Annotated in this window: 21 protein-coding genes and 1 pseudogene; 9 read left to right on the top strand and 13 right to left on the bottom strand. The window is 72.6% G+C overall.

Annotated features, from left to right (window positions below; all coding sequences use genetic code 11):
- Positions 1–13 precede the first annotated feature (13 nt).
- On the bottom strand, positions 14–1,129 hold the full coding sequence (locus EDD30_RS36220) for a site-2 protease family protein (RefSeq protein ID WP_071806828.1): 1,116 nt from the start codon (positions 1,127–1,129) through the stop codon (positions 14–16).
- 240 nt (positions 1,130–1,369) lie between these two features.
- On the opposite strand from EDD30_RS36220, the pseudogene EDD30_RS36215 reads away from it, so the two are divergent.
- The 4 genes and pseudogenes from EDD30_RS36215 to EDD30_RS36200 all read left to right on the top strand — a co-directional run.
- Positions 1,370–2,314, top strand: a pseudogene (locus EDD30_RS36215) (RecB family exonuclease); the annotation flags it as partial.
- 706 nt (positions 2,315–3,020) lie between these two features.
- Positions 3,021–3,752: a response regulator gene (locus tag EDD30_RS36210; protein WP_280526197.1), complete on the top strand. Its 732-nt coding sequence runs from the start codon at positions 3,021–3,023 to the stop codon at positions 3,750–3,752.
- Positions 3,753–4,157: 405 nt separating this feature from the next.
- Positions 4,158–4,925, top strand: a complete 768-nt coding sequence (locus EDD30_RS36205; RefSeq protein ID WP_071806971.1) for an ABC transporter ATP-binding protein — start codon at positions 4,158–4,160, stop codon at positions 4,923–4,925.
- Positions 4,925–7,474 carry an ABC transporter permease gene (locus EDD30_RS36200; protein WP_071806970.1) on the top strand — a complete coding sequence of 850 codons (2,550 nt, stop codon included), beginning with the start codon at positions 4,925–4,927 and terminating at the stop codon, positions 7,472–7,474. The genes EDD30_RS36205 and EDD30_RS36200 overlap by 1 nt, the downstream gene beginning before the upstream one ends.
- Before the next feature lie 246 nt (positions 7,475–7,720).
- On the opposite strand, the gene EDD30_RS36195 is transcribed toward EDD30_RS36200, so the two are convergent.
- Both EDD30_RS36195 and EDD30_RS36190 read right to left on the bottom strand, forming a co-directional pair.
- Positions 7,721–8,368: an HAD family hydrolase gene (locus EDD30_RS36195; RefSeq protein WP_071806969.1), complete on the bottom strand. Its 648-nt coding sequence runs from the start codon at positions 8,366–8,368 to the stop codon at positions 7,721–7,723.
- Between the two features lie 115 nt (positions 8,369–8,483).
- A complete protein-coding gene (locus EDD30_RS36190) occupies positions 8,484–9,221 on the bottom strand; it encodes a neutral zinc metallopeptidase (protein WP_071806968.1) in 738 nt (245 codons plus the stop codon).
- A gap of 117 nt (positions 9,222–9,338) precedes the next feature.
- On the opposite strand from EDD30_RS36190, the gene EDD30_RS36185 reads away from it, so the two are divergent.
- Both EDD30_RS36185 and EDD30_RS36180 read left to right on the top strand, forming a co-directional pair.
- Positions 9,339–9,713, top strand: coding sequence for a hypothetical protein (locus tag EDD30_RS36185; RefSeq protein ID WP_143162796.1), 375 nt, complete (start codon positions 9,339–9,341; stop codon positions 9,711–9,713).
- Between the two features lie 366 nt (positions 9,714–10,079).
- Positions 10,080–10,817 carry a YqjF family protein gene (locus EDD30_RS36180; RefSeq protein ID WP_071806966.1) on the top strand — a complete coding sequence of 246 codons (738 nt, stop codon included), beginning with the start codon at positions 10,080–10,082 and terminating at the stop codon, positions 10,815–10,817.
- Here the strand turns inward: EDD30_RS36180 and EDD30_RS36175 are convergent.
- The 4 genes from EDD30_RS36175 to EDD30_RS36160 form a co-directional block, all read right to left on the bottom strand.
- Positions 10,814–11,158 (bottom strand): ArsR/SmtB family transcription factor, encoded by a 345-nt coding sequence (locus EDD30_RS36175; RefSeq protein ID WP_211277870.1) that lies wholly within the window; start codon positions 11,156–11,158, stop codon positions 10,814–10,816. The genes EDD30_RS36180 and EDD30_RS36175 overlap by 4 nt on opposite strands.
- A gap of 49 nt (positions 11,159–11,207) precedes the next feature.
- The gene (locus tag EDD30_RS36170) at positions 11,208–11,753 is read right to left on the bottom strand and encodes a hypothetical protein (RefSeq protein ID WP_071806964.1); all 546 of its coding nucleotides are present in this window, start codon (positions 11,751–11,753) and stop codon (positions 11,208–11,210) included.
- A gap of 8 nt (positions 11,754–11,761) precedes the next feature.
- A complete protein-coding gene (locus EDD30_RS36165) occupies positions 11,762–12,469 on the bottom strand; it encodes a hypothetical protein (protein ID WP_071806963.1) in 708 nt (235 codons plus the stop codon).
- Between the two features lie 127 nt (positions 12,470–12,596).
- Positions 12,597–13,622: a CDP-alcohol phosphatidyltransferase family protein gene (locus tag EDD30_RS36160; protein WP_071806973.1), complete on the bottom strand. Its 1,026-nt coding sequence runs from the start codon at positions 13,620–13,622 to the stop codon at positions 12,597–12,599.
- Between the two features lie 303 nt (positions 13,623–13,925).
- On the opposite strand from EDD30_RS36160, the gene hpt reads away from it, so the two are divergent.
- A complete protein-coding gene (gene hpt / locus EDD30_RS36155; protein ID WP_071806962.1) occupies positions 13,926–14,474 on the top strand; it encodes a hypoxanthine phosphoribosyltransferase in 549 nt (182 codons plus the stop codon).
- 218 nt (positions 14,475–14,692) lie between these two features.
- Positions 14,693–15,562: a PAC2 family protein gene (locus tag EDD30_RS36150; RefSeq protein ID WP_071806961.1), complete on the top strand. Its 870-nt coding sequence runs from the start codon at positions 14,693–14,695 to the stop codon at positions 15,560–15,562.
- Between the two features lie 82 nt (positions 15,563–15,644).
- Here EDD30_RS36150 and EDD30_RS36145 read toward each other — a convergent pair whose 3' ends face one another.
- On the bottom strand, positions 15,645–15,998 hold the full coding sequence (locus EDD30_RS36145; RefSeq protein ID WP_071806960.1) for a hypothetical protein: 354 nt from the start codon (positions 15,996–15,998) through the stop codon (positions 15,645–15,647).
- Between the two features lie 318 nt (positions 15,999–16,316).
- On the opposite strand from EDD30_RS36145, the gene EDD30_RS36140 reads away from it, so the two are divergent.
- On the top strand, positions 16,317–17,108 hold the full coding sequence (locus EDD30_RS36140) for a GntR family transcriptional regulator (RefSeq protein ID WP_071806959.1): 792 nt from the start codon (positions 16,317–16,319) through the stop codon (positions 17,106–17,108).
- Between the two features lie 181 nt (positions 17,109–17,289).
- Here EDD30_RS36140 and mshC read toward each other — a convergent pair whose 3' ends face one another.
- The 5 genes from mshC to EDD30_RS36115 form a co-directional block, all read right to left on the bottom strand.
- Positions 17,290–18,528, bottom strand: a complete 1,239-nt coding sequence (gene mshC / locus EDD30_RS36135; protein ID WP_071806958.1) for a cysteine--1-D-myo-inosityl 2-amino-2-deoxy-alpha-D-glucopyranoside ligase — start codon at positions 18,526–18,528, stop codon at positions 17,290–17,292.
- Positions 18,529–18,591: 63 nt separating this feature from the next.
- Complete coding sequence (locus EDD30_RS36130) at positions 18,592–19,407, bottom strand: SCO1664 family protein (protein WP_071806957.1); 816 nt, start codon at positions 19,405–19,407, stop codon at positions 18,592–18,594.
- Positions 19,404–19,997, bottom strand: coding sequence for a DUF3090 domain-containing protein (locus tag EDD30_RS36125; protein WP_071806956.1), 594 nt, complete (start codon positions 19,995–19,997; stop codon positions 19,404–19,406). The genes EDD30_RS36130 and EDD30_RS36125 overlap by 4 nt, the downstream gene beginning before the upstream one ends.
- A gap of 120 nt (positions 19,998–20,117) precedes the next feature.
- Complete coding sequence (locus EDD30_RS36120) at positions 20,118–20,819, bottom strand: histidine phosphatase family protein (protein WP_071806955.1); 702 nt, start codon at positions 20,817–20,819, stop codon at positions 20,118–20,120.
- A 2-nt stretch (positions 20,820–20,821) separates the two neighbouring features.
- Complete coding sequence (locus tag EDD30_RS36115) at positions 20,822–21,874, bottom strand: LLM class F420-dependent oxidoreductase (protein WP_071806954.1); 1,053 nt, start codon at positions 21,872–21,874, stop codon at positions 20,822–20,824.
- Positions 21,875–22,002: the final 128 nt, after the last annotated feature.

Here is a 22,002-nt window from a genome sequence, read left to right as displayed (position 1 = left end):
ATCCCTCTCTCGACTACCTGGCGGTGGCACGGCGGGCCGCGCGGCGCGGCTCCAGCAGCTCGGCCAGGTCCGCGACGTGCAGCACGCCGACGACATCCTCGCCTGAGGTCACCACGTACTGCGCACCCGGGTGTGCCTGCACGGCCCGGACCACCTGCTCGCCGGTCAGCTCCACCCGCATCGCCGGCACCCGCGACACGTCCCGGGACACGGTGTCGACGGTGACCCACGGCCGCCGCTCGGCCGGCACGGCAGCGACGGCGGCGCCGTCGACCAGGGCGACGACCCGGCCGCTGGAGTCGGCCACCGCCAGGCCCGCGGGGTGCGGCCCGGCCTCGCCGGCCCGGCGCTGCGCCTCGGCGATCGACGTTCCCGACGGCACGGCGACCAGCGGGCGCGCGAGCGCGGCGAGGTCGACCAGGGGGAACCGCCGGGTGATCCGGGCGAGCCGGATCGACTGACCGGCGCCCTGCCACAGCGTCAGCGCGACGAGCAGGATGAAGATCAGACCGAACAGGGTCAGGATATTGAGCCGGTAGAGCGCGACGACGGCGCAGCCGGTGGCCAGGGCGATGCCCCGCCCGGCCCAGGCGGCCACCTCGGTCGCCCGGTTCCGGTCCCGGATCAGCGCCCACAGCGCGGCCCGCAACGCTCGGCCGCCGTCGAGCGGCAGGCCGGGCAGCAGGTTGAAGATCGCCACGATGACATTGCTCGCGGCAAGCTGGAACGCGATCTCCCCCGCGACGGTACGGTCGGGAAGCACCACGGCGGCGGCGGCGGCCACCGCGCCCAGCACCAGGGAGACGGCCGGCCCGGCCAGCGACACCAGCGCGTCGACCCGGGGCGCCGGGGCGTCGCGATCCATCTCCGTGTAGCCGCCGAGCAGCTCCAGGGTGATGCCCCGCACGCCGATCCCGTACCGCCGGGCCGTCAGGGCGTGACCGAGCTCGTGCAACAGCACGGAACCGAGCAGGCAGGCCACGAAACCCAGGCCGATCGCGTACGCGAGCACGCCCGCGAAGCCGAGCTGGCGCTGGGCGTACCCGCCGTACACGATGGTGACGAGCAGCGCCAGGAGCAGCATCGAGGCATTGACGAAGACCGGGATGCCGAGCACCCGGCCGACCATCCATCCACCGCCCCGCGCGCGCCGCTTCGTGTCCTCCACATCCCCGATGCTACGGAGCGCGCCTGAGGCCCCGCCTCGCCGGTTTCGTCGTACCCCTCCCCTAGCCTTGTCCCCATGACGGCAGAAACGGTCCTATCCCCCTCCGAGCCCGGCCTGTCGACTTCAGAGGGCGGCCTATCCCCCTCCGGAGCCGGCCCGTCACCCTCGGGGCCCGACCGGGATCGGCATGCCGGGCCGTCGCTGTCGCCGTCGCGGGCCGCCGACTTCAAGACCTGCCCGCTGCTGTTCCGTTTCCGGACCGTCGACCGGCTGCCGGAGCAGCCCAGCCGCGACCAGGTGCGCGGCACGCTGGTGCACGCGGTGCTCGAGCGGCTCTTCGACCTGCCGGCGCCCGACCGCACCCCCGAGGCCGCAGCGGCGCTGGTGGCCCCGCAGTGGGATCGCCTGGTGGCGGAGGAGCCCGGGCTGTCGGCGCTGTTCGGCGACGACGGCGACGCGGCCGCGCCGGTGCCGGTGGTCGACCGGCCGGCCGGTGCGACCGTGGCCGACGGGGAAACCGAGGTGGCGCCGGTCGACGGGCAGACCGGGTTGATGGTCCCCTCCGTGCCGTCCGTGCCGGCGTCCGCCATGAGCGCGACGCTGCCCGGCATGCCTGAGCCGGACGAGGCCGCCCGGCTGAAGGCCTTCCTGGCGAGCACGGGCGACCTGCTCGACGGCTACTTCGCGGTGGAAGATCCCCGGCGCCTCGAGCCGGCCGAGCGCGAGAGCCTGGTCTCCACGCTGGTCGACGAGGAGCTGCTGATCCGCGGCTACATCGACCGCCTCGACGTCTCCCCCGCCGGCGATCTGCGCGTCGTCGACTACAAGACCGGCGGCGCGCCCCGGGAGGCTTTCGAGGGCCGGGCGCTGTTCCAGCTCAAGTTCTACGCCCTCGTGCTGTGGCGCACCCGGGGCGTCGTCCCTCGCGTGCTGCGCCTGCTCTATCTCAAGGACGCCGAGGTCTGCGACTACAGCCCGGACGCGGACGAGCTCGAACGCTTCGAACGCACCCTGGTAGCGCTCTCGCAGGCGATCGAACGCGCCAAGCAGGAAAGGGACTTCCGCCCCAAGCCGAGCCGCCTCTGCGGCTGGTGCAGCCACCAACGGTTCTGCCCGGAGTTCGGCGGCACCCCACCGCCCTACCCCGAGCCCCCGACCGGCCGCCCCACTGACCCCACGACCGACATCCCCACCAGGACCGGAACAGACGAAGCCACCACAGCCGCGGCGGACGGACGGGCCGCGGCCGTCGTTGATCGACCCGCCACAGCCGTGGTCGATCGACCCGCCGCGGCCATGGCGGTGGGGTCGCACCCGGGCGTGCCGTCGCCGGCGCCCGCGGCCGGGGCGCGCTCCGCGGCCGGCGAACCTCCGATGCCGGGTCCGCGCCGGCCCTGACGGCGCCGCAGGACCTCGGCGCCGCAGGACCTGACGGCGCCGCAGGACCTGACGGCGCCGCAGGACCTGACGGCGCCGCAGGACCAGACGGCGGCGCAGGTCCACGACGCCTGCAGCGTCGGCGGGTAGGCGCTCGTCCGGGTCGGCCGCTCGTTCGACGCGGCCCACTCCTCGCGAGCGCACTAGTCCGGCGCAGCACGCCCGTCCGGCGCATTCCGGTCCGACGGGGCACGCCCGTCGGAAATGGCACGCCCGTCCGAAACGGCACGCCCGTCCGAAGCGGCGCGCTCGTCCGAAACGGCACGCCCGTCCGAAGCGGCGCGCTCGTCCGAAACGGCACGCCCGTCCGAAGCGGCGCGCTCGCCAGGAGGGGGAACTCGGTCGGGCGGGGCGTCTATGCGTGGTTGCCGATCGCCTAGGGTGAGCGGCGGAATCGCGTTCGGGGAGGCTGGCGGTGTCGGCGGGTGACGGGGTGAGTGCGGGCGCCGGTCCGGCCGGTGGGCGTACCGTCCGGGTGCTGCTCGCCGATGATCAGCCCATGTTGCGGTCCGGGTTGCGGTCGGTGCTGGCGGGGGCGGGCGGGCTCGCCGTCGTCGGTGAGGCCGGCGACGGGGCCGAGGCCGTCGATCTGGCCCGCCGGCTGCTTCCCGACGTGGTCCTCATGGATCTGCGGCTGCCGCGGCTCGACGGGCTGACCGTCACGCGCCGTATCGCCGGGTCCGGGCTGGCGGTGCGGGTGCTGATCCTGACCGCCGACGACACCGACGAGCAGGTGCTCGGCGCCGTCACCGCCGGGGCCAGCGGGTACCTGTGCAAAGACGTTCCGCCTGATGAGCTCGTGGCCGCCATCCGTACGGTGGCCGCCGGCGGCGCGGTCGTCGCACCGCCGACTCTCGACCGGTTGCTGACCCGGATGACCGAGATCCTTCCCGCCGCCGAGACCACCGCCGCCGCTCCCGTGCTGGACACCCTCACCGAGCGCGAACGCGAGGTGCTCATCCACGTCGCCAAGGGCCATTCCAACGCCGAGATCGCCCGGGCGCTGCTGGTGAGCGAGACGACCGTGAAGACGCATGTCGGCCACTTGCTCACCAAGTTGCGCCTGCGCGACCGCGTGCAGGCCGTCGTGCTGGCATACGAGACCGGCCTGGTCCGCCCGGGCCGCGGACAGCCCGGCCACCGCTGACGGCCCGGCCACCGCTGACGGCCCGGCCACCGCCGACCGCCCGGCCACCGCCGACCGCCCGGCCACCGCCGACCGCCCGGCCACGTCCGGCGAAAGGCCGTGCCCGACGGGAAGGCTCTCCGGAAGCCGGAGTAGGAAGCCGCAACGAGGAGCTGCGGCAAGCGCAGGAGGACGCCCCGGCGTCAGGTCGCACGAGGGCGCGGGACAGCGCCGCCGCCCGCCGGCGACCGCGGTGGATCAGGGGCAACCCTGACCCTCCCTGGGTGGCGACCCGCAGCCGAATCTCCGCGTCGCTCTCCGCCGGCAGGCGGACGCCCCGCCCCCGTCGCGCCACCAGACTGGCGGAGCCGGCCGGGGGACCAAGCCCCGGCCGGACCACGACGGCACAGGGATCCAGGGGGAACAGTGACAGCGACGAATGCCGGCCTACCGGCGGCGGCTCGGGCCGACGAGGTCTGGAAGGTCTACGGTTCGGGCGAGGCGCAGGTCGTCGCGCTGCGCGGGGTGAGCGCCGAGTTCGCCCAGGGCCGGTTCATGGCCATCATGGGCCCCTCCGGCAGCGGCAAGTCGACGCTGATGCACTGCCTCGCCGGGCTGGACACGGTCGACCGCGGCACCGTCCACGTCGGCGGCACCGAGATCAGCAAGCTTGGCGACAAGGCGCTGACGCGGCTGCGGCGGGACCGGATCGGGTTCATCTTCCAGCAGTTCAACCTCCTGCCGACGCTGAGCGCGCAGGAGAACATCCGGCTGCCGCTCGACATCGCCGGGCGCAAGCCGGACCCGCAGTGGTGGGACATCGTCATCGACACGGTCGGGCTGCGGGACCGGCTGACGCATCGACCCAGCCAGCTCTCCGGCGGCCAGCAGCAGCGCGTCGCCTGCGCGCGGGCGCTGGTCGGACGCCCGGACGTCATCTTCGCGGACGAGCCGACCGGCAACCTGGACTCCCGGTCCGGGGCCGAGGTGCTGTCCTTCCTGCGGGCCAGCGTCCGCGAGCACCACCAGACGATCGTCATGGTCACCCACGACCCGGTCGCGGCGAGCTACGCCGACCGGGTCGTCTTCCTCGCCGACGGGCAGATCGCGGGCGAGCTCACCGAGCCGACCGCCGACCGGGTGCTCGACACGATGAAGCGGCTGGACACGCACGCCGAACCGGTGATGCTCTGATGCTGCGCGCCACCCTCAAGAGCCTGCTGGCGAGAAAGCTGCGGCTGATCCTGTCGGGGCTGGCCGTCGTGCTCGGGGTCATGTTCGTGTCCGGGGCGTTCGTGGTCACCGACACCCTGAGCCGTTCCTTCGACATGGTCTTCGCCAGCGCGTACTCGACCACGGACGTCGGTGTCGCAGCCGTCCCCAAGGTCGAGGTCTCCGAGTTCGAGGGCGAACAGGTTGCCGCGCCCCTGCCGGCGGCCGTCGTCGAGAAGATCAAGACCGTTTCCGGCGTACGGTCGGCGACCGGGCTCGTGGAGTCCGACGGCGCCCGGGTGATCGGCAGCGACGGCAAGGTGCTCACCTCGACCGGCCCACCGCGGCTGGGTGTCTCCTGGACCGGCGAGGACGAGCTGGTGCGCCTGCGCGAGGGCCGCGGCCCGTCCGCGCCCGACGAGATCGCGGTGAACGCCACGGTGGCCGAGGCCGCCGGGCTCAAGGTCGGCGACCGGGTGGGCGTGCTGACCCTGGAGCCGAAGAAGGACTTCACGCTCGTCGGTATCGTCGGCTACAGCGGCGACCGGGACAGCCTCGGCGGCGTCCAGCAGGTCGCCTTCACCGAGGCGACCGCGCAGCAGTTGATGCTCGGGCGCACCGGGGTCTACAGCTCGGTGCGCGTCGAGGCCGCTGGGGACGTGACGCCGGAGGTGCTGCGCGACCGCATCGGCGCCGCGCTCGGCGCCGGGTACGTGGTCAAGACCGGCGACCAGCTCGCCGACGAGAGCTCCGCCGCGATGCGCGAGGGGCTGAGCTTCTTCGGGCAGCTCCTGCTGGGCTTCGCGGGGGTCGCGCTGTTCGTCGGCGTCTTCCTCATCCTCAACACCTTCTCCATCATCGTGGCGCAACGCACCCGCGAGCTGGCGCTGATGCGGGCGATGGGGGCGAGCCGCCGACAGGTCATCACCTCCGTGCTGATCGAGGCCGTCGTGATCGGACTGGTGGCGGCGGTGCTCGGTCTCGCCGCCGGGGTCGGGATCGGCGCGGGGCTCGCGTACCTGTTCGGCAGCTTCGCCGGTGGCGGCCTGGAGCTGGCGCCGCTCGGCGTGCCCGCGGCCGCCGTGATCAGCTCCTTCGTCGTGGGTGTCCTGGTCACCGTGGTCGCCGCGGTCCTGCCCGCCCTGCGGGCGTCGCGGATCGCACCGGTGGCGGCGATGCAGGACGTCGCCATGCCGGACCGCCCGCTGACCAAGATCAGCGTGGCCGGTGGGGCGGTCACCGCCGTCGGTGCCGCGGCGCTGGGCCTCGGACTGTACGGCGACGTCGGCAACGAGCTGTGGCTGATCCTCGGCGGCGTTCTCGGCTCCTTCGTCGGCATCGCGCTACTCACGCCGCTCATCAGCCGCCCGGTGGTGGCACTGCTGGGCCGGTTGTTCTCGTGGTCCGTGCCGGGGCGGCTGGGCCGGCTCAACTCCGGGCGCAATCCGCGCCGCACGGCGATCACCGCGGCCGCGCTCATGGTGGGCATCGCGCTGGTCACCGGCGTCACCGTGATCATGGATTCCGCCAAGAGCAGCCTCAAGGCCGAGGCCGCCCGCGTCCTCAAGGCCCAGATCATGATCAGCGGCGACCAGAACGGCCCGCGGCCGCCGACGTTCGATCCGGCCGTCGTGGACCGGGCCGCACAGATTCCGGGGGTACGGGCGGCGGCCGGCGTCTGGAACGACCAGGTGCTCGTCGACGGCGCCAAGGAGTGGGTGAACGCCACCGACGACCTCGCCGCGCTGGCAGAGACCTACGGCGCCAGCGCCACCGGTGGCACGCTGACGACGCTGCGCGACGACCAGATCGCGGTGAGCGTCCCGGAGGCCACCGAGCACGGCTGGCACATCGGCTCCAGGGTCAAGGTGCAGACGTCGCGGGGCGAGCCCCGCACCTACACCGTGGCGGCCACGTACGCCGACGACGCCCTGCCCGGCTGGATCATCCTTCCGGCGGCGGCGACGAAGGACTTCGGCATTCCGCAGCCGGTCCTCGGGTTCGTCCGCCTCGACGACGGCGTACCCGTCTCCGCGGTCCTGCCGCAGGTCAAGGCGCTGGTAGCCGACAGCCCCGAGGTGTCGGCCACGGACGCGGCGACGTTCGTGGACCAGCAGGCGCAGATCTTCGACGTGCTCATCACGATGATCCAGATCCTGCTGGCGATGGCGATCCTCATCGCGGTCCTGGGTGTGATCAACACCCTGGCGCTGTCGGTCCTGGAGCGCACCCGCGAGCTGGGCCTGCTGCGCGCGGTCGGTCTGGGCCGGGCCCAGACGATGCGCATGGTCACCGTGGAGGCGGTGGTGATCTCCGTCTTCGGCGCCCTGCTCGGCGTGACGGTCGGCGCGGGCCTGGGCACGGCGGTGACCAAGGCGCTGGAGAGCGACGGGATCACCGAGCTGGTCCTGCCGTGGGGCCGGATGGGCACCTACCTGCTCCTGGCCGCATTCGTCGGCGTGGTCGCGGCGGTGCTGCCGGCGATCCGGGCGGCCCGCCTCAACGTCCTGGGTGCCATCGCCCACGACTGAGCCGGACCCGGCACCCGCTGCGTCTGCATCCACGGCGGCGCGGCGGGTGCCGCGTGCTCAGCGATCCGGTGCAGATCGCGGCGCGGCCGAAGAGAACCCGGTCGCGGCGCGGTCGAAGAGAAGCCAGTCGCGGCGCGGTCGAAGAGAAGCCAGTCGCGGCGCGGTCGAAGAGAAGCCAGTCGCGGCCGGAGAAAGGCCAGTCGCGATGCGGCCGAAGAGAAGCCAGTCGGGACTCGGTCGAAGAGGTCAGGTCGCGACGCGGCCGAAGAGGGTCGCCAGGTATTCCGGGTCGACGCCGACGAGGGTGTCGCGCAGGTGGACGCCGTCGGTCGGCGGCAGTTCCAGCTCGGCGGGCACCGCGAGGACGGCCGCGCCAGCGGCGACCGCGCTGGCCATTCCCGTGGGCGAGTCCTCGATCGCCACGCAGGCGGCGATGGGCACGCCGAGCAGCTCGGCGGCGGTCAGATACGGCGCCGGGTCGGGCTTCGGGGCGGTCACCTCGTCGCCGCAGACGACCGCGTCGAAGTTCTCCCGTCCCAGGGTGTCCAGGGCGACCTCGACGAGGCGGCGCCCGGTGGAGGTCACCAGCGCCGTCGGCAGCCCGGCCGCGCGGACGGCGCGCAGCAGCTCCATCGCCCCGGGCCGCCAGACCAGGCCGCCGGCGAAGAGCTCCGCGACCCGGCGCTCCAGCCACCGCACGTCGGCGGCCTCGTCACGGTGCGGCTGGCCGAGGTCGTCGCGCAGGATCCGCATGGAGACGGCCATGCTGCCGCCGACCATGGCGAGCCGCGCCGGCTCGGACAGCGTGCCGCCCGCGTGCGCGGCCAGCTCGTGCAGGGCGACGTCCCAGACCTTCTCACTGTCGACCAGGGTGCCGTCCATGTCGAAGAGCACCGCTGCCGGTTGTCGTGATGTCAGGGGAGGCCTCCCACGCCGCTGAGCCGTCGGTCGCCGCCATTGTCGCCCGTCCACCGCCCCGGCACCGGCTCGGCGCGACCCGCTGTGATCGTCACGACAGGTTGCAGGGCTCCAGCGAGCGGGTGTAGCCGTTGCTGAACGCGCGGGTGCGCTGCTTGGCCGTGCCGTGCGCGCCCTCGGCGAACCACGGCTGGCCCGGCTCGTCGCCCACCGCGTCCAGGCCGACGGCGAGCTCCTCCAGGTCGCCGTCCTCCAGCCGCAGCCGGCCTGCCTTGACCAGATCGCCGAGGTACGCCCCGGCCATGCAGTCGGCCTGCAGCTCCTGCTCGATCGTGAACTGCTGCTGGATGCGCAGCCGGCGCTGGATGGCGTGGGCGTACTCGTGGCCGAGCAGGTAGAAGATGAACGCGTCACCGATCTGCCGGAACGCCCCGAACGCCCAGCGGATGTCGTAGGCGATGAAGTCTCCCGCCGAGCAGTACGCCGCGTTGTTGCGCCCGAGCGCCTGTCCGCCGCACTCGATCTCCCCGTCCTCCTGGTACGGGATCAGCTCGGCGACCGGCCGGAACGTCAGCCCGGAGGCGTCGAACTCCTTCTTCCAGTACTCCTCGGCGAGCACCCGAGCGTCCTCGACGTCGGCCTGGAACTCCTCCACGGTGTCCGTACCGTCGACGTCCGTGTCCGGACGGTCCGCGGCCCGCGTGGCCGGGGTCTGTGCCGGGCGTCGGGGCTCACCGGACGGGGCCTGGGGTGCCGACACGCAACCGAGGGTGACGAGGACGGCCACGCAGAGGGCCGGGATGACGAGGTGATGGCGCGGCACCGGCATGCGGGTCCTCCGATGGGCGGGTGACCGGGGTCCTCTCCACGATACGGACCGCCGACCGGCATCCCGGCTCTGCCGGCCGTGCCGACCACCCCGTGCCGGAGGCCTGGCCAGGTGGTCGTGACGTCCGGCGACCCGGCCTGCTCGTTCGCCTTCTGCGCGGCGGCCTCGGCCTTCGGGGCCGCAATGAGGGCTTCGGCGGCGCGGGCCTCCGCGGCCCTGGCCTGTTCCTCACCGATGCTCTTGGCCTGTTCGGCGACCTGCTTGGCGAAGTCGGCGTCGATGTCGGCGCCGGTGAACGGCGACACCAGGGCGATCGCGGCGTTGTGCGGCTCGGCGATGCCCGCCGAGGACACCGACGCGGCGGAGGCCGCGGCGATCGCGATATCCGCCTGCGCGGCGGCGGTGACCGCCTCGGTGGTGGCCGCCTGGGCCTCGTCCTTGGTGCGGTCGGCCGACCACAGCCCGCGAGAGCCTGCTCGGCGGCCGCCTTGAGCTGCGACTCCGCCGGTGCCGCTGGTCCACACCGGTCTGCCCGTTCCACGCCTCCGTCACCAGCGGCGGGACGACGATGGGCGAGGCGCCGGCGGTGGGCTCCTCGCGGAGCGGGACTACAGCAGCAGCCGGTGGCACCGACAGCCCGGTGCTGACGAGCACTACGACCATCGACATCAGGATCGCGGCGCGTACGCGCGTCATCGACGTCATCGCTGCACCGTCGCGAGGACAGCCCGTGCCGGCACGGTCGCCACCAGGGCATCCGTGCTCGCCTTGGGCGCGAACGCGATCGCGCCGACACATATCCAGTTCCCCCGTTGGGCGAGCCGGCGAGGCGCGGCGCCGCTGCGCCATGATGGGTGGATGTGGATCGAGGACGTCACACCCGAGACGTCGCGGCCGGTGCGCCGCCCCTGGCTGGTGCAGCGCTGGGAGGACCTGGCGTTCCTGCACTGGGCCGTGCCGCCCGCGACCGTCGCGCCGTTCCTGCCGCGCGGGACCGTGCCGGACACCCTCGACGGCGTCACCTACGTGGGTCTCATCGGCTTCCGTCTGGTCGGGCTCGGTCCGCTGGGCGGCCCCGGCATTCCCTACCTCGGCACGTTCCTCGAAACCAACGTGCGTCTCTACAGCGTCGACGACCGGGGCCGCAGGGCGGTGGTGTTCCTGTCACTGGACGCCGAGCGGCTGCTGCCGGTGGTGACGGCGCAGGCGCTGCTGCGGCTGCCGTACAAATGGTCGAGGATGTCGCTGGTCAAGGACTCCGGAGTGCTTCGGTACGCCAGCACGCGCCGCTGGCCGGGACCGCGGGGAGCAGCCACGGCGTTCTCGGTGCGCGTCGGGGAACCGCTCGGTGAGCCGTCGCCGCTGGAGCACTTCCTGACCGCTCGGTGGGGGCTGCACACGCGGGCCTGGGGCCGTACGGTGCATCTTCCGAACGAGCACCCGCGCTGGCCGCTGTTCCGGGCCGAGGCGCTGGAGCTCGGCGACGGGCTGATCCGGGCGGCGGGCCTGCCCGCGATGGCCGACCCGCCGGTCAGCGTCCTCTACTCCCCCGGCGTGCCGGTCACCTTCGGCGCCCCGGGGATTGCGGCCCGCTAGGACGCGTCCAGCCGCGCGAAGGTGACGTCCCAGAACCGGCGGTAGCCCTCCATCCAGGCCGTGGCCTCCCGCAGGGGCTCGGCCCGCAGGCTGCTGGACCGCCACTGGGCCGAGCGGCTGCGGGAGATCAGGCCGGCGTTCTCGAGCACCTTCAGGTGTCGGGAGATCGCGGGGAGGCTGATGGCGAACGGCTCGGCGAGCTGCGAGACGGTCGCGTCGCCCTCGGCGAGGCGGGCCAGGATCGCCCGGCGCGTCGGGTCCGCGAGCGCCGCGAAGATGATGCTGAGCCGGTCCGTGGTCACTTGCTTAACACCTCCGTTAATTAACGGACGCGTTAACATAGCTCCTGCGCGCCGGCCGGGTCAAGAAGAGCCGCCAGGCGCGGGGCGCTCAGACCCGGCTGGGAATGCGGCGGTGCAGCTCCGCCAGCAACGTCTCCGGCCCCGGCGACATCAGCCCCACGTCCACCAGGAACGCCGGCCCGCCGTCGCGGCGCAGCATCCGCGGCCGCCGGCCGGGGCCGGGCAGCTCGGTGACCTCGTCACGGGACGTCGGGGTGATCACGAGCTCGGTGAACGGCCCCCAGCGGCGCAGCCCCACCGACGCCACCGCCCGCCACGGCAGATGGACGCCACGCCGGCCGGTGGCCCCGAACTCGAGCCCCCGCACCGAGCTCTTGAGCCAGCCGAGCCGCCGCCACGCCAACAGCAGGATCGCGCCGGCGACGACCGGGGGCCCGATCAGCACGCTCTCCAGCGCCAGCACGAGGTCGCCGACGCCGGGGCGCGCCCCGAGCGCGAAGGCCACCAGCAGCACCAGCACACCGCAGGCGAGCCAGCCCAGGGCGATCACCCACAGCATCGTCACGAAGACCATGGCCCGGGGCTGGAAGAAGGTGGTCGCGTCCTCACCGACCTCCAGTGGATGATCCCGCACAGAGACGATTATGGCGGTCCGGCCACCGGCGTACGCCCGGTCAGCAGATCCGCCACCCGGTAGAGCGAACCGAGCAGGTACGGAATCGACTCCGGATCCTTCAGCCGGCCCGGCGTGCTGGTCATCAGGTCGGTGCCGTGCAACGTCCAGGCCGGTGCGACGCCGTCCACGTGGGCGGCGAGCAGGGCCGGGCTCAGCGGGTACGGGGAGGAGGAGGGCTCGCCCACCACCCGGAAGTTCTTGTCGAACTGCTCGTTGCCCAGCGCCGCGCCCGCGCCGAACAGCGCCCTGCCCCACTTCGCGAGGGTCCCGCGGGGCTGTACCCCCAGGTATGGCGACGGCCGGTCGAGATGCACCACGAGAACCGTGAAGTGGTGCGTGGTCGAATGCGTGCCGTGGGTCGTGCCGCCGTGGGCGTCCGAGGAGCTGGTCGTGGTCGTCTCGGTGTACGAGTAGTCGGCGACGCTGGCACGCCGCCCCCACAGCGGCCCGGTCAGCGCGAGAGTCACGCCCCGGCGGTTGCGGCCCGGCAGCCGCGAACTCCAGTCGACCGCGGGATGGTCCACGAGCGTCCAGCCGCGCGCGGACGCCCAGCCTTGCAGCGCCTCGCGGCGTTCCCGCTCGCGGCGACGGCCGGTGGCCACGCCGAGGGCCACGAGGGCGACCACGGTGGCCAGGCACAGGCCCAGCCCACCGGAGATCACGAGTGCCTCCATGGCCGGACAGCTTGCCACGCCGCGGCCGGTCAGGACACGGCACGACCCGTCAGGACACGGCAGGCCGGCGCACGGCACGGCCACGGTCGGCGTGAGGTCAGTGGCGGACCGTGGGCCACGCGACAGGTCAGTGGCGGACCGTGGGCCGCGCGACTGTGTCCGTGCCGAGCTGCTCGGCGTCGTCCACCTGCTCGACCGGTTCGACGCCGGCCGCGGCGGCGACCGCCTCCGCCTGGGCCTCCGAGGTCACGCCCAGCGCGGCAAGCTGCCGGGAGTAGCTGCGGGTCGCGGTCCAGAGCTTGTAGATCAGCAGCAGCTCGAACGCCGTCAGCAGCACCGCGGACAGGATGGTGACCGGGATGATCCAGCCGGTGAGCGGGCCGATGATGAAGACGAACATCTGGAACTCGATGCCACTGAACAGGTGCGCGCGGATCCGCTGGCGCACCAGCATGTTGCGGAGGCGGACGAAGGCGCCGAACTTCGTACGGAAGTCGCCGTACACGTCGACCACGGGCCGCTCGGCGCCCGTACCGTCGGTGGCCGTGGCGGCGCCCATGGCACCCACCGGGTGCTCGGCGTCGGTCTCCTCGACGAACATGGGCGGGGCCGCGCCCTCGCCCTGGGCCGCCTCCAGGCAGCGCCGCATGTCGTTCTTGACCTTGCCCATCTGCAGGGCATTGAGGTAGCGGAAGCCGTCCAGGAAGATCACCACGCCGGCCATCCACAGATAGTGGATGTTGTCGGTCTGTGCGTACTGGCCGGCCATGAGGGCAACCGCGCAGACGACCACGCGCAACCGGTCGAAGACGTAGTCGAGCCACGAGCCGAACACCGAGCCGGTGCCCTTGAGCCGGGCGATCTTGCCGTCCATGCAGTCCAGCACGAAGCTGAGGTGGAAGACCAGCGCACCGGCCACCAACCACGGGTAGTCGCCCACGGCGAAGCACGCGGCGGCGACGAGGCCGAGCACGAAGGCACCCATGGTCAACAGGTTCGGTGTGATCCACCCCACCGGTGCGACGAGCCACACGAGTCGCGAGGCCAGCGGGTCCACGAGCCAGACGGTCCACCACGCGTCGCGATCCTTGTACGTGCGGGTGCGGATCTCTCCGAGGCTGAACCGTTGTGCCAATTCAAACAACTCCACCATGGTGACGAACACATGAATACTGAGACTCGCGGACATTACCGGAGACCTTTTCGCGGCAGAAAGACCAAGCCGAAAACCTGGACAGACGCTGCGAAGGCCAGCCTCATGGTCGGGACCGAGGTGAACGCCCGGTTGACTCTCCTTCTGCGTGGTGAGGATCACCGCGGTCGCGAATGGCAACGGTACGGCGGGAAACGGCGTGATGACATGCCGATAGTTCAGCCGTCCGGGCGACAGGGCTGTTGGCCGGGACGTCCCCGCGTGTCAGGATTCCCGCAGGACCGGCCGGCAGCGGGGGGATGAGTGGACGCCGAGCACGTGGCGGGCGACCTGGAATCGGTGCTGTTCAGCGAGGAACAGATCCTGCTGCGCGTCGGCGAGCTAGCCGCCACGATCGGCAAGGACTACGCCGGGCGCGAGATCGTCCTCGTCGGCGTGCTGGGCGGGGCGGCGACCTTCACCGTAGACCTGGCCCGGGCCCTGGAGAGCCGGGTCGAGATCGGCTGGATGGCGATGCGCTCGTACACGACGAGCAAGCGCAGCTCGGGCGCCGTACGCCTGCTCAAAGACCTCGATCTCGACATCGAGGGCCGCGACGTGATCATCGCGGAGACGGTGATCGACACCGGCCTCACCATGTCCTGGCTGATCGCCAGCCTTCACCAGCGCCGGCCCGCCTCGCTGGCCGTCTGCGCGCTGCTGCGCCGGCCGCACAGCCCCGCGTTCGACGTGCCGACGTACGTGGGATTCGACGTGGATCCCGGCCTCATCGTCGGGTACGGCCTGGACTACCGCGGCCAGTACCGAAACCTGCGCTGCGCTGCCGTCCTGGCTCCGCACGCCGTCCGCTGAGGCCGCTCCCGTCGACCGAGGGCCGGCTGCCCGTCCGCCCCGCAGCGCCGCCCGCCGGACCGCCTCACGCCCCGCAGCGCCGCCCGCCGGACCGCCCCGCCCCGCCACGCCGCTTCTGTCCCGCCGCCCGCCCTGCCGCGGCGGCACGGCGCGGCCGCCGAGTGGGATTCTGTGACGGCACGTAGGCTCTGGGTACTGAGGTACGAAAGGTTGGCATCGTGACAGAGTTCGACGGCCTCCCCTTGCTGCGCTCCCCCGTGGCGATCGCCGCTTTCGAGGGGTGGAACGACGCCGCCGACGCGTCGACGGCCGCGGTGGAGCACCTCGAGCAGGTGTGGCAGGCCCGCGAGATCACCACCATCGACCCGGAGGAGTTCTACGACTTCCAGGTCAGCCGCCCCAACATCACCATGGCGGAGGGTGAGACCCGCAAGATCGAATGGCCCACCACCCGGTTCAGCGTGGCCAGCCCGCCCGGCACCGAGCGTGACGTGGTGCTCATCCGGGGCATCGAGCCGAGCATGAAATGGCGCACCTTCTGCGAGCAGATCCTCGAAGTCTGCCACAGCCTGGAGGTCGACCGGGTCGTGCTGCTGGGCGCGTTGCTGGCGGACGTGCCGTACACGCGGCCCCTGCCGATCAGCGGCACCGCGACGGAGAAGGCGGTCGCCGAGAAGTACAAGGTCGTGCCGACCCGCTACGACGGCCCCACCGGCATCGTCGGCGTCCTCCAGGAGGCCGCCGGGCGCGCCCAGCTCGACGCTCTGTCCTTCTGGGTGCACGTCCCCCACTACGCCAACAACCCGCCCTGCCCGAAGGCGACGCTCGCGCTGCTCAGCCGCCTCGAGGACGTGCTCGACCTGCCGGTGCCGCTCGCGGACCTCGCCGAGGAGGCCGACGAGTGGGAGAAGCGCGTCCGGGCCGCCGCGGAGCAGGACGCCGAACTCGGCGAGTACGTCCGCGAGCTCGAGGAACGCGTCGGCGACGAGGGCATCAAGCCGCTGACCGGCGACGAGATCGCCAGCGAGTTCGAGAAGTACCTGCGCCGGCGCGGCGGCTCGGCCGGACCGACCGCCGGATCCTGGTAGGAGGCCGCCACGGTCCCGCGACTCTTCGCGGGGCCGTGGGGAATGGTCCGGACTAGTGCCAGCCGGACCGGTGCCAGCCGGACTAGTGCCAGAAGGTCGCGACGGCGGCGTTGATCAGGGTCATGCCGATGATGCCGAGGAAGTGCCCCCGGTTGACGTCCTCCCGCTTGCGCCGCCACGGGACGAACACCATCACAAAGATCATGATCGCGATGACCAGCTTCACGGCGAGCTTGACCGGGCTGGGCTCCGCGTCGCCGCCACCCCGCAGCGGTGCGGACAGGGCGAGGCCGGTCAGCACCTGGATGACCGCGCCCCACAGCATGGCCGGGTTGATCCGCAGCTTGCCCGAGACGAACTGGACGATCGCACCGCCGAGCAGCAGCGCGAAGCCGATGAGATGCGCATAGCGCAGGACCAACCGCAGAGCCTCCATGGCGAGACAGCCTAGTGGTCACCCGGAAGCCCGCCGACCGGCAGGTGCCGCTCGGCGGAAGCGATCCCGGCTCGGCGCCGAAGGCGGTCACACGGCGCGGCCGTCAGATCCCAGGCGACGTCTCCAGAGTCCCCGGGCAGGCCGTCAACTTCCGGGCAGCTCGTGAAGTTCCGCTCGGGGCGTCAAGTTCCGGGGCGACGTCTCCAGGGCGCCCCGGCGGGCCGTCAAGTTCCGGCGTGTCGATTTCCCGGCGTGTCGATGCGGGGCGGCGCACACCTGGTAGGGCATCCTAGGAACCTAGGGTCTGGAGGTCGGAGCATGACGATCAATCCCGGCGCCGCCGAGTTCCCGCATCGGCAGATCGCCGCCCAGCTCAAAGAGCGCATCCGGCGCGGCGACTGGCAGCCCGGCGAACGGCTGCCGTCGATCCCGGCCATGGCCGAGATGTTCGGCGTGGCCAAGCAGACGGTGCAACGGACGGTCGACCAGTTGCGGGTCGAGGGCATCCTGATCACCAAGCCGGGCTCCGGCACGTACGTCCGCGGCACCCGACGCCGTCTCAACCGCCTCTCCCGCGGCCGCTACGGCGCGCACCGCGGTTACCATGCCGACCTCGCCGCGCGGTACCGCCAGCAGCTCACCCGCGTCGGCCGCGAGGCCGCACCGCCGGAGGTCGCCGACGCGTTCGGCGTCCGCGACGGCACCGAGATGTTGGTGCGGCGCCACGTCGTGCGCGCCGACGACGCGACCGTCGAGGTCGGCGCCTCCTGGTTCCGGGTGACCGACACGACCGGCACCTCCCTGGAACGCGCGGAGGCCTTCGGCCGCCCGCTCTACCAGGAGGCGGAGAAGGCGATCGGCCGCCGGTACGCCTCGGCGACGGACACGATCAGCGCCCGCCAGCCGAGCCGGGAAGAGGCGGAGATCCTGCAGATCCGGCCGGACACGCCGGTGCTGCACCTCGTGCACGTCGCCTTCGACGAGACGCGCAAGCCGATCGAGGTGGCGCAGGCGACGTGGCCCGGTCCGATGACGACGCTGACCGAGGAGTACCGGATCCCGGCGCCCGTCCCCGAGCCGGACCCGGATCCCGGCCTTAGCCTCGCGTGACGGCGGCCGACGCACCGCGCCCGAGGCCACGACGCCGGGCCGGACCACATCGGACGAGCCGCACCAGCGCAGCCCCACGCCGCCCACCGCGAAAGACGCAGCCCCGAAGCACCCGGATCGGGCCGAGGGCCGCCCCACCCTGGTGATGGAGAGGGTGCTGTGAGCGCGGCCCGGCGGGCCGTTACAGGCGGACGCCGAGGAGCGCGTCGACCGTCCTGGCCACGAGGGCCGGTGCGGCCGGATCGTCGCCGGCTCCGGACAGCGCCGCCTCCGCCCAGGCGTCGACCAGCGCGAGCGCCGCCGGCGTGTCGAGATCCTGGTGCAGTGCCTCGCGGACCGACGCCAGCAGGCCCTCACCGGACGGGCCGGACGGCGCGGACGCCGCCTCGCGCCAGCGCGCCAGACGAAGCTGCCCCGTCTTGAGGACGTCGTCGGTCCACTGGCGGTCGGCGCGGTAGTGGTCCGTCATCAGGCCGAGGCGGATGGCCATCGGGTCGACGCCGTCGCCGCGGAGGCGGGACACGAAGACGAGGTTGCCCTTGGACTTGGACATCTTCTCGCCGTCGAGGCCGATCATGCCGGCGTGGACGTAGTGGGCGGCGAACGGCGCCGCGCCGGTGAGGCGCTCGGCGTGGGCCGCGGAGCACTCGTGGTGGGGGTAGAGCAGGTCGTTGCCGCCGCCCTGGACGTCGATGGTGGTGCCGAGCAGGCCGAGGGCGATGGTCGCGCACTCGATGTGCCAGCCCGGACGGCCCGGGCCGAGGTCGCCGCCGTCCCAGGCCGGCTCGCCGTCGCGGGCGCCGCGCCACAGCAGCGGGTCGAGGGGGTCGCGCTTGCCGGGACGCTCCGGGTCGCCGCCGCGTTCCGCGGACAGCTTGAGCATCTCGTCGCGCGACAGATGGGACTCGTAGCCGAAGGAGGGCGCCGTCGCGACGGAGAAGTAGACGTCGCCGGTGCCGTCGTCGAGCGTGTACGCCGCGCCGTCGGCGACCAGCTCACGCACGTGCGCGGCGATCGCCGGGATGGACTCCACCGCGCCGACGTAGTGCGCGGGCGGGATGATCCGCAGCGCCTCCATGTCCTCGCGGAACAGGGCGGTCTCGCGCATCGCCAGCACGATCCAGTCCTCGCCGTCGCGGGTGGCGCGCTCGAGCAGCGGGTCGTCGATGTCGGTGACGTTCTGGACGTAGCGCACGTCGAGGCCGGCGTCGCGCCAGGCGCGCTGGACCAGGTCGAACGTGATCATCGTGGCGGCGTGGCCGAGATGGGTCGCGTCGTAGGGGGTGATCCCGCAGACGTACATCGTCGCGGTGCGACCCGGCATGGTCGGGGCGATCCTGCGGCGGGCCGAGTCGAACAGGGCCGGCGGAGTTGCTTCTCCCGGCAGGGTCGGCACGTCGTGCCCGGTCCAAGCGTCCATGGTCAAAAGCCTATCGAGCCCCTCCGACACTTCCGCACGGGCGTGAGTAAAGACTCAGAGCGCTCAGATCGGTGGCCACGGCACGGCCGGCCAGTCCTGCGGCGGCTCGGGGAACCGTGCCGCCCGTACCAGCCTGCGCACCCTCAGCCGCGCGTGCTGCACCTCCGACACCGTCAGGTGCTCCTCGAGCCGCTCCCCCAGCCCCGCGTCGAGCCGCTCCCCGAGCCGGCGCAGCACGTCGAGCGACTCCTCGGGGATCGGCTTGCCGGTCCAGCCCCAGAGCACCGTGCGCAGCTTGTTCTCCACGTGGAAGGAGACCCCGTGGTCGACGCCGTGGACGCCGCCGCCGGCGGCGTACAGCACGTGACCGCCCTTGCGGTCGGCGTTGTTGATGACCGCGTCGAGCAGGGCCAGGCGGGCCAGCCGGGGGTCGTCGGCGTGGGCCAGCGCGTACGCGTCGCCGTCGGAGTCGCGGGCCGCGGCGACCGGGAACCAGCCCTGCGGCACGTCGTACGCCGGAACGAAGCCGATCAGCGCCTCGGCGTCGGCCGGCTCGTCGATCCAGAGCTGGCAGGCGCCCGGCCCGAGCGGCCCGTCGCGCAGGATCGTGGGCGGCACCAGAGCCCAGCCCGTGGCCTGGGAGACCAGGAACGCCGCCACCTCACGGCCGGCGAGGGTGCCGTCCGGGAAGTCCCACAGCGGGCGTTCGCCCTGCACCGGCTTGTAGACGCAGCGGCGGCTGAGGCCGTCGAGGGTGATCTCGGCGCGCAGCGTGGTGTTGGAGGCGTCGACCAACCGGCCCTCGAGCTCCAGGGTCCCCCGGGTGAGCAGCTCGAGGGCGTCCTCCTCGGCGAGCACGGAAGCGGACTCCGTCGTCACCGGTGATAGCCGTTGTGCCGGGGACAGAGGTGGCCCGCCGGGTCGAGCGGCTGGCCGCAGAGCGGGCACGGCGGCCGGCCGGCCGCGACGACCCGCCGGGCGCGGTCGATGAACGCGCGGGTCGCCTCGGGGGTGAGGCGTACGCGCAAGCGGTCGAGGTCGTCGTCCGGCTCGTCGTCCTCGTCGTCGTCGAGCGGTTCCTCGTCGTCCTCGTCGCCGCCGAGATCGGCCTCCGCGTCGCCCTCGCCGGCCTCGATCGCCTCGATGACGACCGTCGTGGTGTCGACGTCGAAGGCGAGCCCCAGCGTGCCGACGCGGAACTCCTCGTCGACCGGGGTGTCGAGCGGCTCGTTGTCGTTGGCCGACAGCGGCGACGTCTCGGGCAGCTCGACGCCGAAGCGCCGGCTGGCCTCGGTGAGCAACTCCTCGAGCTTCTCGGCGAGCAGCGACACCTGGACCTTCTCCAGCGCCACGCTGACCACCCGCCCGCCGCCGCGGGCCTGGAGGAAGAATGTCCGGTCGCCCGGCTCGCCCACCGTCCCGGCGACGAACCGCTCAGGCGGCTCGAAGGCATGCACCTGGTGGGTCATGACAACGACCCTATCCGCCCGCGTACGCGAGCGCGCAGCGCACCGGGCCGGTTCGCCGAGGGCGCAACGTGAGTGTCGGCAGCGGTGACACGCTGCCGACACATGGGTCACACGGGGTGTTCAGACACCCGCTCCGGCGCCGCCGCCCACGGCGGCGTCGGACTGCGCGGCCGGTTCCACGGCCTGCCCGGCCGTCCGCGGCGGAGGCACCAGACCGGCCAGGTCGGCGGTGTCGTTGAGCCGGACCAGGAAGGGCCGGGTGGGCGTGTAACGGATCACGCTCAACGACGCCGGGTCGGCCACGATGCGCTGGAACTCGTCGAGGTGCAGCCCCATCGCGTCGGCGACGATCGCCTTGATCACGTCGCCGTGGCTGCAGGCGAGCCAGAGTGCCTCGGGACCGTGCTCGGCGGTCACCTCGGCGTCCCAGCGCCGGATCGTGGCCACCGCGCGCGCCGACATGGCCGCCATCGCCTCCCCGCCGGGGAACACCACGGCACTCGGATGCTGCTGGACCACCGGCCAGAGCGACTCCTTAGCCAGTTCCTTGAGCGGCTTGCCCTCCCAGTCGCCGTACCCGCATTCGATGAGCCCCTCGTCGACCACCGGGGCCGCGTCGGGCAGGGCCAGGTCGAGGGTCTGCCGGCAGCGGATCAGCGGGCTGCTCACCACCGCGGCGAGCGGCAGCTTGCGCAGCCGCTCGCCGACCCGTACGGCCTGATCACGGCCGATGTCGTCGAGCTCGACCGGCAGCCGCCCGGCCAGCCCGCCGCTGGCGTTCGCGGTGGTGCGGCCGTGGCGCAGGAGCAGGACGGTGGCCACGGCTACCCGGCCACGCCGGACGCCTCGTAGGCCTCGGCCAGCGCCCGCAGGTTCTCGATGCCGCTGTCGCGGTCGGGCACGAACAGGCTCACCGACAGCGTGGTCACGCCGGCCGCGGCGAACTCGCGGATCCGCTCCGTGACCCGCTCCTTCGGGCCGATCAGGGACGTACGCTCGATGAACTCCTGCGGCACGGCCTCGGCCGCCTCGCGGTGGTTGCCGGCGAGGTAGAGGTCCTGGACCTTCCTGGCCTCGTCCGCGTAGCCCATCCGCACCGCGAGCTGGTTGTAGAAGTTCTGCTCCCGGCTGCCCATGCCACCGACGTAGAGCGCGGCGTAGAAGCGGATCACGTCGGCGCACGCGGCGATGTCGTCGCCGATCATGACGGGCACGCTGGGGCAGACGTCGAAGCCGTCGAGCCCGGCCCCGATCTTCTCCCGCCCGCGCCGGATGTGCTGCAGGCTCTCCTCCGCGGCGTCCGGCGCGAAGAAGACCGCCAGCCAGCCGTCGGAGATCTCGCCGGCCAGCTCCAGGTTCTTGGGTCCCACGGCCGCGAGATAGATGGGTACGGCCTTGCGCGGCGGGTGGAAGCCCAGCCGCAGCGCCTTCCCGGCCCCGTCCGGCAGCGGGAGCCGGTAGTGCTCCCCGTCGTACGCGACGGGCTTGCGCGCGATGGCGAGCTTGACGATGTCGACGTACTCGCGGGTGCGGGCCAGCGGCTTGGCGAACCGTACGCCGTGCCAGCCCTCGGAGACCTGCGGGCCGGACACGCCGAGGCCGAGGCGGAACCGGCCGCCGGAGAGCGTGTCGATGGTCGCGGCGGTCATCGCGGTCATCGCCGGCGTGCGGGCCGGGATCTGCATGACCGCGGCGCCGACGTCGATGCGTTCGGTCTGCCCGGCGATCCACGCCAGCATGCTGGGAGAATCCGAGCCGTACGCCTCCGCCGTCCACACCACCGAGTAACCGAGCCGGTCGGCCTCCTGGGCCATCGCCAGGTGATCGGCGGGTGTGGTCCACGAGGTCTGGTAACCGAGGTTGAGTCCGAGCCGCACGGATCCTCCCGTTCCTGCTGCCGGAGCACCAATACTCCGCAATAAGCAGCCTAGGCGAACACACAGTGTGATCTTCGCCGGACTTGGTCGCGTACCCGACGCCTCATCGACCTGCCACGGGCGTTCCG

The sequence above is a fragment of the Couchioplanes caeruleus genome (assembly GCF_003751945.1).
Taxonomy (GTDB): domain Bacteria; phylum Actinomycetota; class Actinomycetes; order Mycobacteriales; family Micromonosporaceae; genus Actinoplanes; species Actinoplanes caeruleus.
This window is presented reverse-complemented; position numbering and strand designations above follow the sequence as displayed.

Bases quoted from the DNA above. Each gene is read 5' to 3' on its own strand.
- EDD30_RS36165 (WP_071806963.1), bottom strand. From the start codon at position 12,469: ATGGAGGCACTCGTGATCTCCGGTGGGCTGGGCCTGTGCCTGGCCACC.
- EDD30_RS36180 (WP_071806966.1), top strand. From the start codon at position 10,080: ATGTGGATCGAGGACGTCACACCCGAGACGTCGCGGCCGGTGCGCCGC.
- EDD30_RS36125 (WP_071806956.1), bottom strand. From the start codon at position 19,997: ATGACCCACCAGGTGCATGCCTTCGAGCCGCCTGAGCGGTTCGTCGCC.
- EDD30_RS36175 (WP_211277870.1), bottom strand. From the start codon at position 11,158: ATGTTAACGCGTCCGTTAATTAACGGAGGTGTTAAGCAAGTGACCACG.
- EDD30_RS36220 (WP_071806828.1), bottom strand. From the start codon at position 1,129: ATGGTCGGCCGGGTGCTCGGCATCCCGGTCTTCGTCAATGCCTCGATG.
- mshC (WP_071806958.1), bottom strand. From the start codon at position 18,528: ATGGACGCTTGGACCGGGCACGACGTGCCGACCCTGCCGGGAGAAGCA.
- EDD30_RS36190 (WP_071806968.1), bottom strand. From the start codon at position 9,221: ATGCCGGTGCCGCGCCATCACCTCGTCATCCCGGCCCTCTGCGTGGCC.
- EDD30_RS36200 (WP_071806970.1), top strand. From the start codon at position 4,925: ATGCTGCGCGCCACCCTCAAGAGCCTGCTGGCGAGAAAGCTGCGGCTG.
- EDD30_RS36140 (WP_071806959.1), top strand. From the start codon at position 16,317: ATGACGATCAATCCCGGCGCCGCCGAGTTCCCGCATCGGCAGATCGCC.
- EDD30_RS36145 (WP_071806960.1), bottom strand. From the start codon at position 15,998: ATGGAGGCTCTGCGGTTGGTCCTGCGCTATGCGCATCTCATCGGCTTC.
- EDD30_RS36160 (WP_071806973.1), bottom strand. From the start codon at position 13,622: ATGGTGGAGTTGTTTGAATTGGCACAACGGTTCAGCCTCGGAGAGATC.